The sequence below is a fragment of the Microcystis sp. M169S2 genome (genome assembly GCF_020245865.1).
In the GTDB taxonomy this organism is placed as follows: domain Bacteria; phylum Cyanobacteriota; class Cyanobacteriia; order Cyanobacteriales; family Microcystaceae; genus Microcystis; species Microcystis ichthyoblabe_A.
Map to the genome: position 1 here is coordinate 1 of NZ_JADBUB010000072.1, position 15,628 is coordinate 15,628.

The window sequence follows — 15,628 nt, forward strand, 5'->3', positions numbered from 1 at the left end:
AGGTTACTTGTTGCTTCAACAAGGATTTTAAGTCTTCTACTGACTCAGCAACATTAATATTAGGGACTCCACTCATTGCCTTTTTACCACACAAACTATACCTTTACCAAGTATGACATACTTTTTGAAAAATGGTATAACTTTGTCCAATTACTGATTAAGGAAAGGGGTAGATTTAGAAAACCTAACCCTTCTAAATATTTACTCGACTCTGGAAATATTACCCGCTTTAATCCAACCTTCGCGACCATCGGACAGACGCACACGATGCCATTGGCCATCGCTGCTGGTTCCCACCACACTGACTTTAGTATTATAATCCAGACCGCCGAGACGAGTCGATTCACTGGTAGGTTCAGAGCGCAAACTTAAACCGCTTTGCCATGTCACCCGCGCTTGATAACCCTCGGATGTGGTTTCTTTTTTACTTGCTTCGGGACTGGGTTTCGGGGCAGCTTTTGGTGCTGGTGCAGCTGTGGGAGACTCTTTCACCTCAGCTTGCGGTTGTTCTTGGACGGGAGTAGTAGGGATGGGTTTAGCAGCTTTTTCCTCCTTAGTTTCCTCTTTTTTCTCCTCGGTAAAGACGGGTTTAGGAGGATTAGAATTCATGCCAGAGAGAAGCATATAGGCGACAGCAGTAGCCCCACCGACTAAAATGACCACTCCCAGGACAAAGCCGACCATAAATTGCAATAAACCAGATAAACGCTTCATATTGGTGCTAAATTAACTGTTAGGATTAACATTAAAACGATCATCGCGAGAGGCTAAACGAGCTTTACCGGACTTAGCCCAATCCTGTAGAAACTGGATCTGTTCTTGAGCAGTGCGAGCCAGGGGTATAATCTGACTAGCGGCCTCAAGCACATCATCGGTGCTAAAGTCGCGATTTTGACTAAAACCGATGTGCATCGCTTCCACGATGGTTTGTTCGATTTCTGCCCCCGAAAAATCGGGAGTTTCGTAGGCTAGTCGCTTTATATCATAACTTTTTAGATTATGGGGCCGGACTTTCCCCAGATGAACGCTAAAAATCTCCTCGCGGGACTTTTGGCTAGGTAGTCCGACAAAAAATATCTCATCGAAGCGTCCTTTTCGCAACATTTCCGGGGGCAGAGATTGGATGTTATTAGCTGTAGCGACGACAAAAACCGGCGATTGTTTCTCGGCTAACCAAGTGATAAAAGTCCCGAAAACCCGCCCGGTGGTTCCTCCGTCGCCTTTCCCATCCACTCCGGCGAAAGCTTTATCAATTTCGTCTATCCACAGCACACAGGGAGCTAAAGCTTCGGCGAGATTAATCATCTGACGGGTGCGTGATTCCGATTCTCCCACCAATCCGCCAAATAAACGCCCCACGTCTAGACGTAGTAGGGGTAAGTGCCAATGATGGGAAATAGCTTTCGCTGTCAGGGATTTACCCGTCCCTTGAATTCCCACCAATAGTAAACCCCTGGGATTGGGTAAACCGTAGGCGCGGGCGCGTTCACTAAAGGCACCACCGCGACGAATCAGCCAGTCTTTGAGATTATCTAGTCCCCCGATGTCAGAAATCTGCTCTGTGGCGGGATAAAAGTCTAATATCTGGGTTTGACGAATCGATTGGCGTTTTTCTGCCAAAATTAATTCCACGTCCTCTGGCTCAATTTTGCCGTGACTGGCTAAACATTTGGCCAAAACCCGACGAATTCTCTCTAGGGATAATCCTTGGGCAGAAAGCACTAATTCATCGAGGAGTGGTTCTTTGACGGGTTGTCCGGTGGCGGCGATTAATCGCTGGATTTCCTGTTTAATTTCTTCGCCACTGGGGAGGGGAAAATCGACGACGGTGATTACTTCGGTTAGATCCGAGGGGATAGACAGTTCAGGAGCGACGATAATTAGGTTTTTGGGCTGAGATTTCAGGGAACGGGCAAGATTTCGCAATTTTCTGGCGATGGCAATATCTTCTAAAAAGCGCTGGAAATCCCGTAAGATTATGATGGCGGCGATGTTAGTCGGCAGCTTTTCGACGAATTCAAGAGCTTGCAGGGGATTACGCCGAGCAAAGTTCTCATTATTGGGATTATCTTGATAACCATCCACAAAATCCCAGACATAGACAGCACGGTTATTGCTCTGTTTGGCAATATCGGCGATCGCTTTTTCGAGACGTTCTTCTTCTAAGGTGCTAACATAAATGAGAGGATAGCGGGCCCGCAGCAGTAATTGAAATTCTTCACCAAAGCTCATAGCTATTCGTCTATAGTTTTTGCTATTTATATCGTCATCACAAAATATAGCAGTTAGCCGTCAGTCAAATAACGATGGTAGGTAAGCTGGGCTGCATTTTAAAATAAGCCAAGCTCGTCTATAAAAAGATTTTAAAAAAACAAATTTACGCTTGTATTTTCTCAAATGTATGGTATAATAGTCTCGCCTTAGTCGCAATTAACCTTCTGTTAACTAAATTAACATCGTGTTAATTAGATTAAGCTTTAGCTAATTAAGTTAGCCTACCGGGAGTGACAAAAGTTAGTCACTGGTTCACAGCTTCTATACCGTCAATTAATTTCAGCCTTTCTCACAACCATTCCCTAGGGGGGTTAAATTCATGTTTAAACTAGCTTCAGACTTTTTATCTTTAGATTTTCTCCGGCGACAAAATCAGAAAAATAAGCCAGAAAGTCAATTTAACTCTTTGCCAATTTCTCAAATCACAAAAGATGGTAAAGTTTTAGCGATAATTCTCCGACGAGAGTTTAACCAAGAGGGGATTCATTTTCTAACTCCCGATGATTTTTCCCAACAGTTGGCCTATATGAGACACCCGACGGGAAAAAGTATTATGCCCCACGTTCATAACAAAGTACAACGGGAAGTATTTTTTACCCAGGAAGTCTTAATTATCAAAAGAGGAAAACTGCGGGTAGATTTCTATGATGACGACCAACAATATCTAGAAAGTCATATCTTGAGAGATGGGGATGTGGTTTTATTGGTACAAGGTGGTCATGGTTTCCAAGTCTTAGAAGAAGTAGAAATGATTGAAGTAAAACAAGGTCCCTACGTTGGTAATCAGGATAAAACTCGCTTTACAGGAATTGAGGAAACCGTGGTTAAAATGGCGGGAGCAGAGATGGCATGAGTAGCTTTATTCCCGTCAATGAGCCACTACTTGCGGGCAAGGAAAAACAGTATCTTAACGAATGTATTGATAGCGGTTGGATTTCTTCGGAAGGTCCCTTCGTTCAGAAGTTTGAAGAAAATTTTGCCCTCGCTGTTGGGCGAAAGTATGCCGTTTCCGTGTGCAATGCTTCTATGGCCTTAGAAGCGGCCATCGTCGCTTTAGGAATTGGTTCGGGGGATGAAGTGATTCTCCCCACTTTTACCATCATTTCCTGCGGGGCTGCCATTGTCAAGGCCGGGGCGATTCCCGTGGTGGTGGACTGCGAAGCGCAGACTTGGAACATGGATATCGGACAGATAGAGGCAAAAATCACGCCCCGCACTAAAGCGATAATGGTGGTTCATATCTACGGATTACCAGTGGCAATGACTCCAGTTTTAGAATTAGCTCAAAAATACGGTTTAAAAATTATTGAAGATGCGGCGGAAATGCACGGTCAAACCTATCAAGGTAAACCCTGTGGTAGTTTCGGTGATATCAGTATCTTTAGTTTCTATTCCAACAAACATATTACCACTGGGGAAGGGGGCATGATTGTCACCAACCAAGAGGATATTTTTGAGCGTTGTCGTTCCCTGAGAAATTTATATTTTCAGCCCCAACGACGTTTTATTCACGAAGAACTGGGCTGGAATCTGAGGATGACTAATCTGCAAGCGGCAGTGGGTTTAGCACAATTAGAACAGCTAGAAACTTTTGTCCAGCGCAAGAGAAAAATGGGCAGACGCTACAGGGAATTATTGCAAAATATCCCCTGTCTAGAATTGCCTCTACCTCAAACTGATTATGCCGAAAATATTTATTGGGTTTATGGTGTTGTTCTCAAAGATGAGGTTAACTTTGATGCTATGGAAGCGATGAAACGCCTCAAAGAACATCAGATTGGTACGCGTCCTTTTTTCTGGTGTATGCACGAACAACCGGTATTTCACAAAATGGGATTATTGCAAAATGTTTCCTGTCCCGTGGCTGAAAGACTGGCACGCAGAGGTTTTTATCTGCCTAGCGGTTTAGCTCTCACGGACGAGCAAATTGAGCGAGTGGCCCAAGCAGTTCAGCAAGTTTTTGCTGAGGCTGAGTAGGGATGAAAAATTGATGAAAATTTTTTGAATAAAAACCGACTTTTATGATAATTGGCACGGAATTTTTATCTTGGGTAGTAATTGCCGCTGGTTGCTTTTATTCCCTATATCTATGTATTTCAGTTCCCAAGGATGTTTTTTTTAATGGCGATGGGGCGCTGAAAGCTTTACTAGCTCGTCAGCTAAGTAGTGGTCAATGGCGATTTGACTTAGTTGAGCGCGCAGAAGCTTGGGTTACTCGTCTTTGGCAAGAGGGTTTATACACTTATCGCCCCCCTTTTGTTTACTACTTAAATCAACGTTATTATATCTCTTTTCCTTTTCCATTCTCTTTGCTAACTTCCCTTTTTTATAAACTTTGGGGTTATCGTGGGTTTTACTTGATTCCCCTCCTATCAATTTGGGTATTGTGGCTCAGTTTTTCGAGAGCAATTCCCGCTTTTTCCCTAGACAGTTGGGGGAGTCTTTTGGGATTAGTTATTTTGATTTTTGCTTCGCCCTTAACTCTATACAGTGCCATATATTGTGAACATACCCTCGCTGTTACTTTAGGATTTTTGGGAATTGTTATCGCTTTTTTTCTACCCGATACAGCTAATAGTGGCTGGCTGCCCAATTTATTAGGCGGATTTATAGTGGGTTTATCAGTATGGTTCCGCTCCGAATGTCTGGCCCTAGTGGCAACTTTAACTTTATTAGTTTTCTTAGGTTTAACTCCAGAACAAACCTCAATTTTTGCTTGGTATTCAACGGAGAAAAATCTTAATTTTTCTGAATTTCTGCTAACTAATCTAATAGCTTTTAGTTTTGTGCTAGGCATGATTGTTAGTGTGTTTTTACTGTGGTTGTGCAATAAGTTAATTTATAATCGTTTTCTAGGAGTTCACGCTCTGTTAGTCCTTGAGGAGTTTTCTTGGAAAAAACGTATTCAAGAAGCCCTGACCAGTTTTTATCAGTTGAATAGCTCTTTTTTGCTGCATTTTCCTATCTGTATAATTCCCTTAGCTTACTTGCTCACTTGGAGCGGTCAACAATTGAATTTTGCCAAGGATATTCCCGTCACTTTAATTAGTGTCACGGCGATTATCATCTTGGCTGTTCTCGTCAATCTTCGCTGGCAAGGAATGCTCAAAACCAAGGCGTTAGTCAAGGACAATATAATTTACTTCCTGATACTTTTAGCCAGTTGTTATCTATTTGACATCGCCAATATATCTCTAGATAAACAAATGCTTTTTGTCTATGCTCTCTATTTGATCTACACAGTAGGGGTGTCTTGTTTGGTCGATATTGCACCAGGAGAAGTCATGGTGGGAGGGAAACAATGGGGACCGAGATATTTATTGCCTCTTATCCCCTTTGTTACCTTATTAACGGTGGAACAAGTAAAAATTATAGGAGCGAACCAAGAAGTTTTTGTAGCCAAGGGAAGTTGGGTTTTACTGCTAATCTTAATGGCAATAGGTGTCTATAAAAACATTTATCAAGGTGGACAATTTTTCTATAAAACCCACCAGGGGATAGCGTCAGCCATCAAAAGCATAGAAGAGAATCCTAATTCTATTGTTGTCTTTTCTCATCAATATGCGGCACAAGTTTTAGGTTTTGGTCTGGAGAAACAAAAAACTTTCTTCCGCGTGGAAGATAGTCAAGCCATGGTTAAACTATGCCAAGAATTAGTCAGTCAAGGATTGTCTAGTTTTCCCTACGTTTGCTATCCCTATCGCTCTTGTCAACTCTTACAATCCCCACCGGAAGAAATGGAATTTAGCCAAGATGGACAAAAGTTTCAAATTGGCATAAATCGCTCTGGAATCATTGGTAAGTATCCTTTCTATGAAATAGTTATATCTGCTTCTGAGACAGGTTTACTAGCCCAAAAATCTGAGTATAAGCCCACAATTACTCCAGCAGCTAATGATTTAGTCTGTACGATTTTACCCACTTATAACGAGCGAGATAATATTAGTCAATTAATTGAACGTTTACTAGCTAGTGTTCCTAGTCCTTATTTAGTGCTAGTGGTGGATGATAATTCTCCCGATGAAACTTGGCAGATAGTAGAAGATTTAGCCAAACAATATCCCACTCCTCCCCAAGATTCGCAATTCCAATCGGGGGTAATTTTGTGTCGCAGAATCGACGAGAAAGGGTTAACTTCGGCTCTACAGAGAGGTATTGACGACGCAATTAATCTGTATGGGGCTAAAATTATTACTTGGATGGATTGTGATTTGTCTATGCCTCCAGAAGATGTGCCCCAATTAATCACAGCGATTCGAGCTAAAAAAGCTGATATGGCCCTAGGTTCTCGTTGGATTCCGGGGGGTGATGATGTTGCCCACGGACTGATGGCCCGGATGTTAAGCTGGATTATTAATCGCATGGCCATCGTGATGCTAGGCAATCAAGTTCACGACTATACCAGTGGTTTTATTGCCGTTCGTTCTCAGGTTTTAGAAAAAATTCGCTTAAAGGGAGATTATGGAGAATATTGCATTGATTTATTAACCCGTGCCAATCGTTTGGGTTATAAGTTAGTGGAAGTTCCTTATCTTTGCGTTCCCCGCATTTATGGTGAGAGTAAAACTGGAATTAATCTCTTGGATTATTTGTCAAAAGGACGGAAATATGTGGCGACTATTTGGCAATTGTGGCAAGAAAGATAAGACAATCATCTCTTTTTTGAACTAGAATTAGTGATTCTGTAGTTATCCTCTAATTGTTCAACTCTAGGAGCTAAAGTTATGAAGAAAATGTTTACTTTTTGGCCTTGGTTAGCTACCGTTGGTGTGGCCTGGTCTTTGGGTTTTTTTTATAACGTACACTACGGTGGTGAATTAAAGTGGCTCCTACAAATGTACGAACAAAAAGCCTCTTTTGCCAAGCAGATAGATGCACCGAGACGAATAATTTTTGCGGGGGGGTCGGGGGTAAATTATAGTATTAACTCTCAATTCCTAGAACAAGAACTAAAAATCCCAGTTTTTAACTTTGGTTTACAGGGAGATTTGGGATTAAATGTCATCTGCCCAATTATTTTAGAACAGGTACGTCCGGGGGATATAGTAGTTCTCATTCCTGAATATTTGATGTTACTGGATGATGATGGTATTGGTTACGGTGATGGTTTATTTGGTTCCGTTCCCTTTAGTGTTGCCATTGGAAAACCTGGTTTAGGAAATATACCCTTAGAACAATTAGTTTCCGAGACTTGGTTAATGGGAGTTCCTAGTTTACGCGCTATAGTAAAAACTGCTGTTGATGTTATACAAACAGGAAAAGCTAGGGGTTATTTATCAGATCCAATCACAGAAAAAGGAGATCCTACCGTAGTCAAACATCGTACAGGTAAATGGTGGGCTAGAACATTTGATCGACCTGTTTCTCAACACTCCCTCAAACGCATCGCTCAATTTCAAGAGGAGTTAAAAGCTAAAGGTGCTGATTTAGTAGTTTCTCTCTCTTGGGTTTATGCTAAGACCGATGAAACTACTGTCAAAAATGTTAAAAAAACTATTGAAGAATTGTCTAATATAGTGCCTTTAATCTACAATCCAAAAACTCTTAATCTGCAAACAGATTCTAGTTTATTTGCCGATACCCATGAGCATTTATTACCAGAAGCAAGAATAAGACGCTCTAGGGAACTGGTGCAACAACTGCGTCCTATAATTCAGGGAAAAACTACTCAAAATCATCGAATTATTTCTATTCTCAATCGATAATTGAAAATTAGATAAAACTTTTGTACTAGCAGCAATTTGGGATGGAGATAGCAGGGAATTGATTTAACCGGCAAAATTACCGTAAATTTCCCTGAATTTATTCAATTTTATTTTTTGGAATTGTTCTTCCTTCAATAAAGGTTCTTTTCCTCTCGGATGTTCCTGACTCTTTTTCTTGAGATTTTAACTCCTTCTTTTCCTAATTCATTAAAGCTTTTGATAATTTTGGTTCTTCGGTTTGTGTTATGCAATGGACGGGAGTTATAAGGAGTGAAACCCTTATATAGAAAGACATTGCTTCGATTTTTGCCAATTGTTTTCAATCTAGAAAGAGCTAATCAATTAAGTCTTTTGCCAGATAAGGATTTGGCCGATTTCTGCCCCCTGATCGAACCATACCAAGTAACGAAGAACCATAATTTTAAAACTATATTGATGATCTAATCCGAGAGCTACTGCCGCATTTTTGATTGTCGATCCTCAAGATATTTTACCTAACCAGTGCCATCTTTTGTTGCCACCGAATCTTGACTTGCTTTATATCTATCTTTCATTTGCTCTGAACTTGGATGTGCGGCTAAGTAGGCTTTTTTGGGCATTTTATCTCCTCGTCCTTACTCTTCTTATGATACTAAATCCGGTTATTAAAGACTGATTATTTATTCCCCCTGTTGCCTCTTACCTTTTGCCTTTTGCCTGTCCTAATAAGTAGCCTATACTCAACGGATTTAGTATGATAACAGGATTTGCTATTACCCCTCGCTCAAATTTGTGCTACTATAGAAGGTAATATCTAGGATTTAATTTCTTTGCCTCCTAGTGCTAATCATTGGGTAAAACCCTTATAATTACTAGAATATGAAGATAAGCTGAAAGATTCCCCGTTTGCAATTATTATGTATGAATAATGTTATTGACCATGATCGTTTATTTAAGGAATTAATTGCGACTTTTTTTGTTGAATTTATTCAGTTGTTTTTTCCTGATATTATTAATTATTTAGAGCCTAATCAGATCACATTTTTAGACAAAGAAGTCTTTACCGATGTCACGGAAGGAGAAAAGTATGAAAGTGATTTAGTCGCCCAAGTTCAATTTCGAGGACAATCATCATTTTTCTTAATTCATCTAGAAGCACAGTCTAGCTCTCAACCAGAATTTAATCGGCGAATGTTTACTTATTTCGCTCGTCTGCATCAAAAATTTGCCTTACCAGTTTATCCGATTGTCATATTTTCCTATGAGCGTCCGCAAAAAGAAGCAATTCGTCAATATAAAATTGCGTTTCCCGACTTGAAAGTGTTAGAATTTAACTATCAAGTTGTCCAGTTAAATCGCTTGAATTGGCGGGATTTTCTCAATCAAGCTAATCCCGTCGCCGCCGCTTTGATGGCCAAGATGAAAATTGCCCCTCGGGATAGGGCAAAAGTTAAGGCACAATGTCTAAGATTATTGGTAACATTAAGATTAGATGCCGCTAGAATGCAATTGATTTCAGGCTTTGTCGATACCTATCTCAATCTCAACTCGTCCGAGGAGATAGAATTTCAACAGGAGATTAGCACATTTATTCAACCCGAACAGGAGGGAGTTATGCAGATTACCACCAGTTGGATGCGCCGCGGTTTAGAACAGGGTTTAGAACAGGGTTTAGAACAGGGTTTAGAACAGGGTTTAGAACAGGGTTTAGAACAGGGTTTAGCAAGAGAAAGAAATCTAATTATTCGTCTGATTAAACGTAAGTTAGGAGCTATTGATGTGGCTCTAGAGAGTCGGATTATGACCTTGACTATTGATGATCTAGAAAGAGTGGGGGAAGCTTTATTGGATTTTTCGACATTGGAGGATTTAACTAATTGGTTAAATGCTTTAGATGCTTAGTATTTTTCTCTTAAACTTCACAGAAGGCTATTTATATTATGGTTATAACTTTTGAAAATGCTATCCAAGAAACTCAAGATTTACTAAGTCAAATTGAGTTTTTAGATGCCAATATAATCACTGAAAAAATTACCGATCTAGTCTCAACAGAAAATGGAGCTAGAGGATTTTTTGTTACTTATTTAACCAGCGATTTACCCTATACAGAACATCCTAGTTTGGAGGTAATCACCGCTTTAAAAACTTCCCCGATATTGGTGAATGAATTATTAGTTAAAAATCTGGCTATGTCCACGGCAATGGTCATCTATCATCGCAGTCAAGGAGACGAAGCAAACGCCCAAGGTTCTGAGAAAGTCCAAGAAAAAACTGGTCAACTAATTAAGCAGTTATTATCGCAGTCCTTGGCGGAAAAATTACAACAATTAGCCACCAGTTTAAACACAGGACAAGGAGAATATCAAGCCTTTCTAGAACGCTGGGGATATGACGATTGCCAGCGTCAAGCGATCGCAGAAATTATTCAACCTTTTCTTTAGTAACTAGGGTTTGCTGGAAAAGTTGGTTGGTGGGGGCAGGGTGTGGGGTGTGGGGTTTTGCCCATTCCGATCAATACAGGGTCTGGCACTTTTGGATGGCCAAAAAGTCTAAAAGTCTTATCCAACAAGCTTTTTGGATTTATTCAGCCGGAGTTCGGTATTTCCTAGTCAACTTCCGGGAGGTAAAACCCCAAGCCGATGATGGGATTTGAACCCACGACCAATTGATTACGAATCAACTACTCTACCACTGAGCTACATCGGCACATTGCCAGTTTCCGATTATATCACGGACAATAGATACAAAGCTAGAAAGATTTTTTTATGAGCAAATCCCCTCGACTCGATCCCCAAAAATACGCCCGCTTGAAAGAGGAAGCGGCTAATCCCTACCGAGGTCTGCGGCAGTTTATCTATCTCGGTTTAGGTGCTTCTGGTTTTATCGGTGCGGTGGTTTTTCTAGCCCAATTAGCGGCAGGCAGGGACGTAGCCACCGCCTTACCCAATTTTGCCCTACAAATCGGTGTGGTGGCCCTGATGATTTGGTTATTTCGTCGGGAGAAAAAAGCTGGCGGTTGAGGGAGTAGCCACCGATAGCCAAAACAGTCTCTTCCCCTGAAGAATAAAAGTTAACATTAACTCCAGTCTTTTCGTGTTATGATCGAGCCGAGAGTCAAGATTGGTGTTCAAGTTCGTTTTCAGTATTAACTCGGTAAGTCTTTTACTTTAGTATTGTTCGGCTTCTCCCTGAATTTTGTGTCTCCACACCGTTTCGAGTATTGTTCGAGGATTCAAGTATTATGTCTATTTTTGTTGGTAATCTCTCTTACGAGATTTCCCAAGAAGATCTGGTCGATGTCTTTAAAGACTACGGCGAGGTTAAAAGGGTTCATGTCCCCGTTGACAAAGAGACAGGCCGCAAACGCGGTTTCGCCTTCGTGGAAATGGTAAGTAAAGGCCAGGAAACCGCCGCAATTGAGGCACTGGATGGTGCTGACTGGATGGGGCGATCAATTAAAGTTAACCAGGCCCGCGATCGTGAAGAGCGCACGCCCTTCAATGGTGGTGGTAGTGACAGAAAAAAACGCTATTAAGCTTTTTTTGTAAATAATTGTGGGAGGGTGGACAGGGTTCACCCTTTTTTTGTCGTTAATTAGGGTTTGCGGCAAAAAGTTTTTCGTGGGGGCAGGGTGTGGGGTGTGGGGTGTGGGGTGTGGGGTTTTACCCATTTTCAGGGGGTCAGTTACCTAATTTTCAGGGAAAAAGTACCTGAATTTTACCCCCGATCACTCCAAGTATCAGCACTTTTTGAGGTAAAAAAAGTCTAAAAACCTTATCTAACAAGGTTTTGAGATTTATTCAGCAAACCCCAAGTAAACTATAAGGAATATCGTCATCAGATTCTGATCGGCGATCGACTCTTTCTGTGTTATGATCGAGGCAAGAGTCAAGATTAGTGTTCAAGTTCGTTTCCAGTATTAATCCGGTAAGTCTTTTACTTTAGTATTGTTCGGCTTCTCCCTGAATTTTGTGTCTCCACACCGTTTCGAGTATTGATCGAGGATTCAAGTATTATGTCTATTTTTGTTGGTAATCTCTCTTACGACATTTCCCAAGATGATCTGGTCGAGGTCTTTAAAGAGTACGGCAACGTTCAAAGGGTTCATATTCCCGTTGACAAAGAGACAGGCCGCCCACGCGGTTTTGCCTTCGTGGAAATGGAAAATAAAGCCCAGGAAGGTGCCGCAATTGAGGCACTGGATGGTGCTGAATGGATGGGGCGATCAATTAAAGTTAACGAAGCCCGCGAGCGTGAGGAGCGCGCACCCTTCAATGGTGGTGGTAGTGACAGAAAAAAACGCTATTAAGCTTTTTTTGTGAGTAATTGTGGAAGGGTGGACAGGGTTCACCCTTTTTTTGTCGGCAATTACGATCGCTGCTCCCGTCAAAACCAATAGAAATCTAAATGTCTGAGTCTCTCCAAAAGGTAACAAGTAAACTATAAAGGATATCGTCATCAGGTCTGATCGGCGATCGACTCCCGAATATATGGACAACAAAAACCCATGGAGACAACCTCTAGCCTAGCTGATGGGCGTGAAGCACTTCAATGCCCCACTTTAGTTGAAGATGATCGCACGGGCATGAGTCCCGAAACCCTAAAACGGGCTTTTCTGGACAATCTATTTTATTTGCAAGGGGTTAACCGCACTAATGCCAGTCCCTACAATTACTATGTCGCCCTTGCCTACACCGTTCGCGATCGCCTGCTGCGTCGTTTTCTGAAATCCACCGACACCTACAAACAAGAAAAAGTTAAACTCGTCTGCTATTTCTCCGCCGAATTTCTCATGGGGCGGTATTTAGGTAATAATCTCGCTAATTTGGGTATTTACGACCTAATCAAAGAGATGATCGAGGAATTAGGTCTTGATTTTGAGGAAATTATCGAACAGGAACCGGATCCCGGCCTCGGCAACGGCGGTTTAGGGCGTTTAGCGGCTTGTTTCCTTGATTCTCTCGCTTCCTTGGAAATTCCCGCCATCGGCTACGGTATCCGCTACGAATTTGGCATTTTCCATCAAATGATCCAAGACGGTTGGCAGGTGGAAATCCCCGATAACTGGCTACGCTTCGGCAATCCTTGGGAATTACCCCGTCCCGATGAAAGTGTGGAAGTAAAACTGGGTGGCCGGACGGAAATCTATCACGATGATAAGGGACAGGAACGGGTACAATGGCTGCCGGAACGTCGGGTTTTAGCCATTCCCCACGATACCCCCGTCCCGGGTTACAAAACCAACACGGTTAATGCTTTGCGTCTCTGGAAAGCAGAAGCGAGTGAATCGTTTAATTTTGAGGCTTTTAACGCCGGGTTATACGATCAATCCGTGGCTGAAAAAATGGACGCGGAAACCATTTCTAAAGTCCTTTATCCCAACGATAACACCCCCGCCGGTCGCGAATTACGTCTCGCCCAACAATACTTTTTTGTGGCCGCTTCCCTGCAAGATTTAATTCGCATTCACCTAAAAAGCCACAAAAATCTGCAAAATTTCCACGAAACCGCCGCTATTCAACTGAACGACACTCACCCCGCCATTGCGATCGCTGAGTTAATGCGTTTGTTAGTGGATGAAAACGGCTTAGAATGGTCAAAAGCTTGGGCAATTACCCAAAAAACCTTCGCTTATACCAATCATACCCTATTGCCAGAAGCCCTAGAACGTTGGTCGGCGGATCTGATCGGGAAATTGCTGCCCCGACATCTAGAAATTATCTACCTGATCAATCACTTTTTCCTCGACGATGTGCGGACTTGGTTTCCCGATAACGAGGAACTATTGGGCAAATTGTCGATAGTTGAAGAAGCTGGTTGGGGTAATAAACAAATTCGCATGGCTAATTTAGCCTGTGTGGGTAGTCACTCAATTAACGGAGTCGCTGCCTTACACACGGAGTTACTGCAAAAAGACACCCTGAAAGAGTTTGCCATGCTCTGGCCAGAAAAATTCTACAATAAAACCAATGGTGTCACCCCGCGCCGGTGGATTTTATTGAGCAATCCCCAATTATCGGCACTATTTACCGAAAAAATCGGCGATAATTGGTTAAAAGACCTGAAGGAATTGCGAAAACTGGAACAATACCTTGATGATCCTGAATTCCGTCAGCGTTGGTATGAAATTAAACAGGCGAATAAGGCTGATTTAGCGGCTTATATGCTGAAAACTCGCAATATCGAGGTGGATGTTAATTCGATTTTCGATGTGCAGGTAAAACGGATTCACGAATACAAACGCCAACATCTGGCAGTTCTGCACATTATCGCCCTTTATAATCGCATTAAACAGAACCCTCAGATCGATATTGTGCCGCGCACTTTTATCTTTGGTGGTAAAGCAGCCCCCGGCTACTTTATGGCGAAGTTAATTATTAAGTTAACTAATGCTGTGGCTGAAATTGTGAATAAGGATCCTGATGTCAGAGGTCGTTTAAAATTGGTTTTCCTGCCTAACTTTAACGTTTCTTTGGGTCAACGCATCTATCCGGCGGCGGATCTTTCCGAACAGATTTCTACGGCGGGTAAGGAAGCTTCCGGAACTGGTAATATGAAGTTTGCCATGAATGGCTCCCTCACCATCGGGACTCTGGACGGCGCTAATATCGAAATTCGCGAGGAAGCAGGGGCAGAAAATTTCTTCCTTTTTGGCTTGACAGCAGAAGAAGTTTATGCTAAGAAAGCCCACGGTTATGAACCGATGAGCTATTACAAAAATAATCGCGAATTGAAGGGAGTGATCGATCGAATTAAGAGTGGTTATTTTAGCCATGGTGACACGGAATTATTCAGGCCGATCGTTGATTCTCTCCTCTACGATGACCAGTATATGCTTTTAGCTGATTATCAATCCTACGCTGATTGTCAGGAACAGGTAAGTGAAGCTTATCGCGATCGGGACAAGTGGACGCGGATGTCGATTCTTAACTCGGTTCGCATGGCTAAATTCTCTAGCGATCGCACGATCTGGGAATATTGTCAAGAGATTTGGAAAGTTAATCCGGTCAAGATTAGTTTAGAGGATTAAAAAACTCGGTCAAGTTCGGGTTTAGTCTTTGACTAGCCCGAATTCTGGAACCGTCGCCCCCAAAATGCTTTGTGAAAACGATAAAATTTAAGTAGTTAGGTGTTAAAAACTATCAGTTTCCCCCCTTATCAAGGGTAGGGCTGTTACATTCTCCCATCAGAATATCAAAAGCAAAAGCGATCACTATCAGGTAAAGTGAGAAGTGACCGCCAACTTTTTAAATATAGCGGTTCTCGCATCTGTGCGGCACACTTAAACCTTTGCTGATTAAGCTGTTCAGGATCGGGAATGTACCTCTTGTGAATCAGAAACGCTATATATGTTGAGCTTAATATAGCAATTCTTGGAGCTATGAGGTACAATGGAAAGCAAATAGACAAATAATAAAACTTACCAGCTTCCTATGAGACCCTATTCCGTGGATTTTCGCCAAAAAATTATCGATGTCTGGAAGAAAGAAAAAATTTCCATTCGAGGACTAGCCCAGAGATTTGACGTGGCTAAAAGCTTTATTCAGAAGTTATTGAAGCAACATAAAGAAACAGGAGATATCCGTCCTCGTCCGCAAGGGGGAAGTCCGCCAACCAAGTTAAATAGTGAACAACTGATAATTTTAATAGAAATCATCGAAGCTAACAAT

Annotated in this window: 12 protein-coding genes, 1 tRNA gene and 1 pseudogene; 11 read left to right on the forward strand and 3 right to left on the reverse strand. The window is 41.9% G+C overall.

What is annotated here, in order from left to right; genetic code table 11:
• Positions 1-201: 201 nt before the first annotated feature.
• Positions 202-714, reverse strand: a complete 513-nt coding sequence (locus tag IM485_RS07505; RefSeq protein ID WP_104397449.1) for an SH3 domain-containing protein — start codon at positions 712-714, stop codon at positions 202-204.
• Between the two features lie 12 nt (positions 715-726).
• The gene (locus tag IM485_RS07510) at positions 727-2,232 is read right to left on the reverse strand and encodes a Ycf46 family AAA ATPase (protein ID WP_287742260.1); all 1,506 of its coding nucleotides are present in this window, start codon (positions 2,230-2,232) and stop codon (positions 727-729) included.
• A gap of 361 nt (positions 2,233-2,593) precedes the next feature.
• Between IM485_RS07510 and IM485_RS07515 the strand changes: the two genes are divergently transcribed.
• The 6 genes from IM485_RS07515 (at position 2,594) to IM485_RS07540 (ending at position 10,399) form a co-directional block, all read left to right on the forward strand.
• Positions 2,594-3,127, forward strand: a complete 534-nt coding sequence (locus tag IM485_RS07515) for a cupin domain-containing protein (RefSeq protein ID WP_104397451.1) — start codon at positions 2,594-2,596, stop codon at positions 3,125-3,127.
• Positions 3,124-4,251, forward strand: coding sequence for a DegT/DnrJ/EryC1/StrS family aminotransferase (locus tag IM485_RS07520; RefSeq protein WP_287742262.1), 1,128 nt, complete (start codon positions 3,124-3,126; stop codon positions 4,249-4,251). Before IM485_RS07515 ends, IM485_RS07520 begins: the two co-directional genes overlap by 4 nt.
• A gap of 44 nt (positions 4,252-4,295) precedes the next feature.
• On the forward strand, positions 4,296-6,920 hold the full coding sequence (locus tag IM485_RS07525; RefSeq protein ID WP_287742264.1) for a polyprenol monophosphomannose synthase: 2,625 nt from the start codon (positions 4,296-4,298) through the stop codon (positions 6,918-6,920).
• A gap of 78 nt (positions 6,921-6,998) precedes the next feature.
• The gene (locus tag IM485_RS07530; protein ID WP_104397454.1) at positions 6,999-7,979 is read left to right on the forward strand and encodes a hypothetical protein; all 981 of its coding nucleotides are present in this window, start codon (positions 6,999-7,001) and stop codon (positions 7,977-7,979) included.
• A gap of 900 nt (positions 7,980-8,879) precedes the next feature.
• Positions 8,880-9,860 (forward strand): DUF4351 domain-containing protein, encoded by a 981-nt coding sequence (locus tag IM485_RS07535; protein WP_104397455.1) that lies wholly within the window; start codon positions 8,880-8,882, stop codon positions 9,858-9,860.
• A 38-nt stretch (positions 9,861-9,898) separates the two neighbouring features.
• Positions 9,899-10,399 carry a sll1618 family protein gene (locus IM485_RS07540; protein WP_104397456.1) on the forward strand — a complete coding sequence of 167 codons (501 nt, stop codon included), beginning with the start codon at positions 9,899-9,901 and terminating at the stop codon, positions 10,397-10,399.
• A gap of 193 nt (positions 10,400-10,592) precedes the next feature.
• On the opposite strand, the gene IM485_RS07545 is transcribed toward IM485_RS07540, so the two are convergent.
• Positions 10,593-10,664 (reverse strand) — tRNA-Thr (locus IM485_RS07545).
• A 59-nt stretch (positions 10,665-10,723) separates the two neighbouring features.
• Between IM485_RS07545 and IM485_RS07550 the strand changes: the two genes are divergently transcribed.
• From IM485_RS07550 to IM485_RS07570, 5 genes and pseudogenes are all read left to right on the forward strand, one after another.
• Positions 10,724-10,978: a DUF3493 domain-containing protein gene (locus tag IM485_RS07550; protein WP_002751490.1), complete on the forward strand. Its 255-nt coding sequence runs from the start codon at positions 10,724-10,726 to the stop codon at positions 10,976-10,978.
• Positions 10,979-11,199: 221 nt separating this feature from the next.
• Complete coding sequence (gene rbp / locus IM485_RS07555) at positions 11,200-11,493, forward strand: RNA-binding regulator (protein WP_104397457.1); 294 nt, start codon at positions 11,200-11,202, stop codon at positions 11,491-11,493.
• A 480-nt stretch (positions 11,494-11,973) separates the two neighbouring features.
• A complete protein-coding gene (rbp, locus tag IM485_RS07560; RefSeq protein WP_104397458.1) occupies positions 11,974-12,267 on the forward strand; it encodes an RNA-binding regulator in 294 nt (97 codons plus the stop codon).
• Between the two features lie 198 nt (positions 12,268-12,465).
• The gene (locus tag IM485_RS07565; protein ID WP_287742269.1) at positions 12,466-14,988 is read left to right on the forward strand and encodes a glycogen/starch/alpha-glucan phosphorylase; all 2,523 of its coding nucleotides are present in this window, start codon (positions 12,466-12,468) and stop codon (positions 14,986-14,988) included.
• A gap of 403 nt (positions 14,989-15,391) precedes the next feature.
• Positions 15,392-15,628, forward strand: a pseudogene (locus IM485_RS07570) (IS630-like element ISMae26 family transposase); the annotation flags it as partial.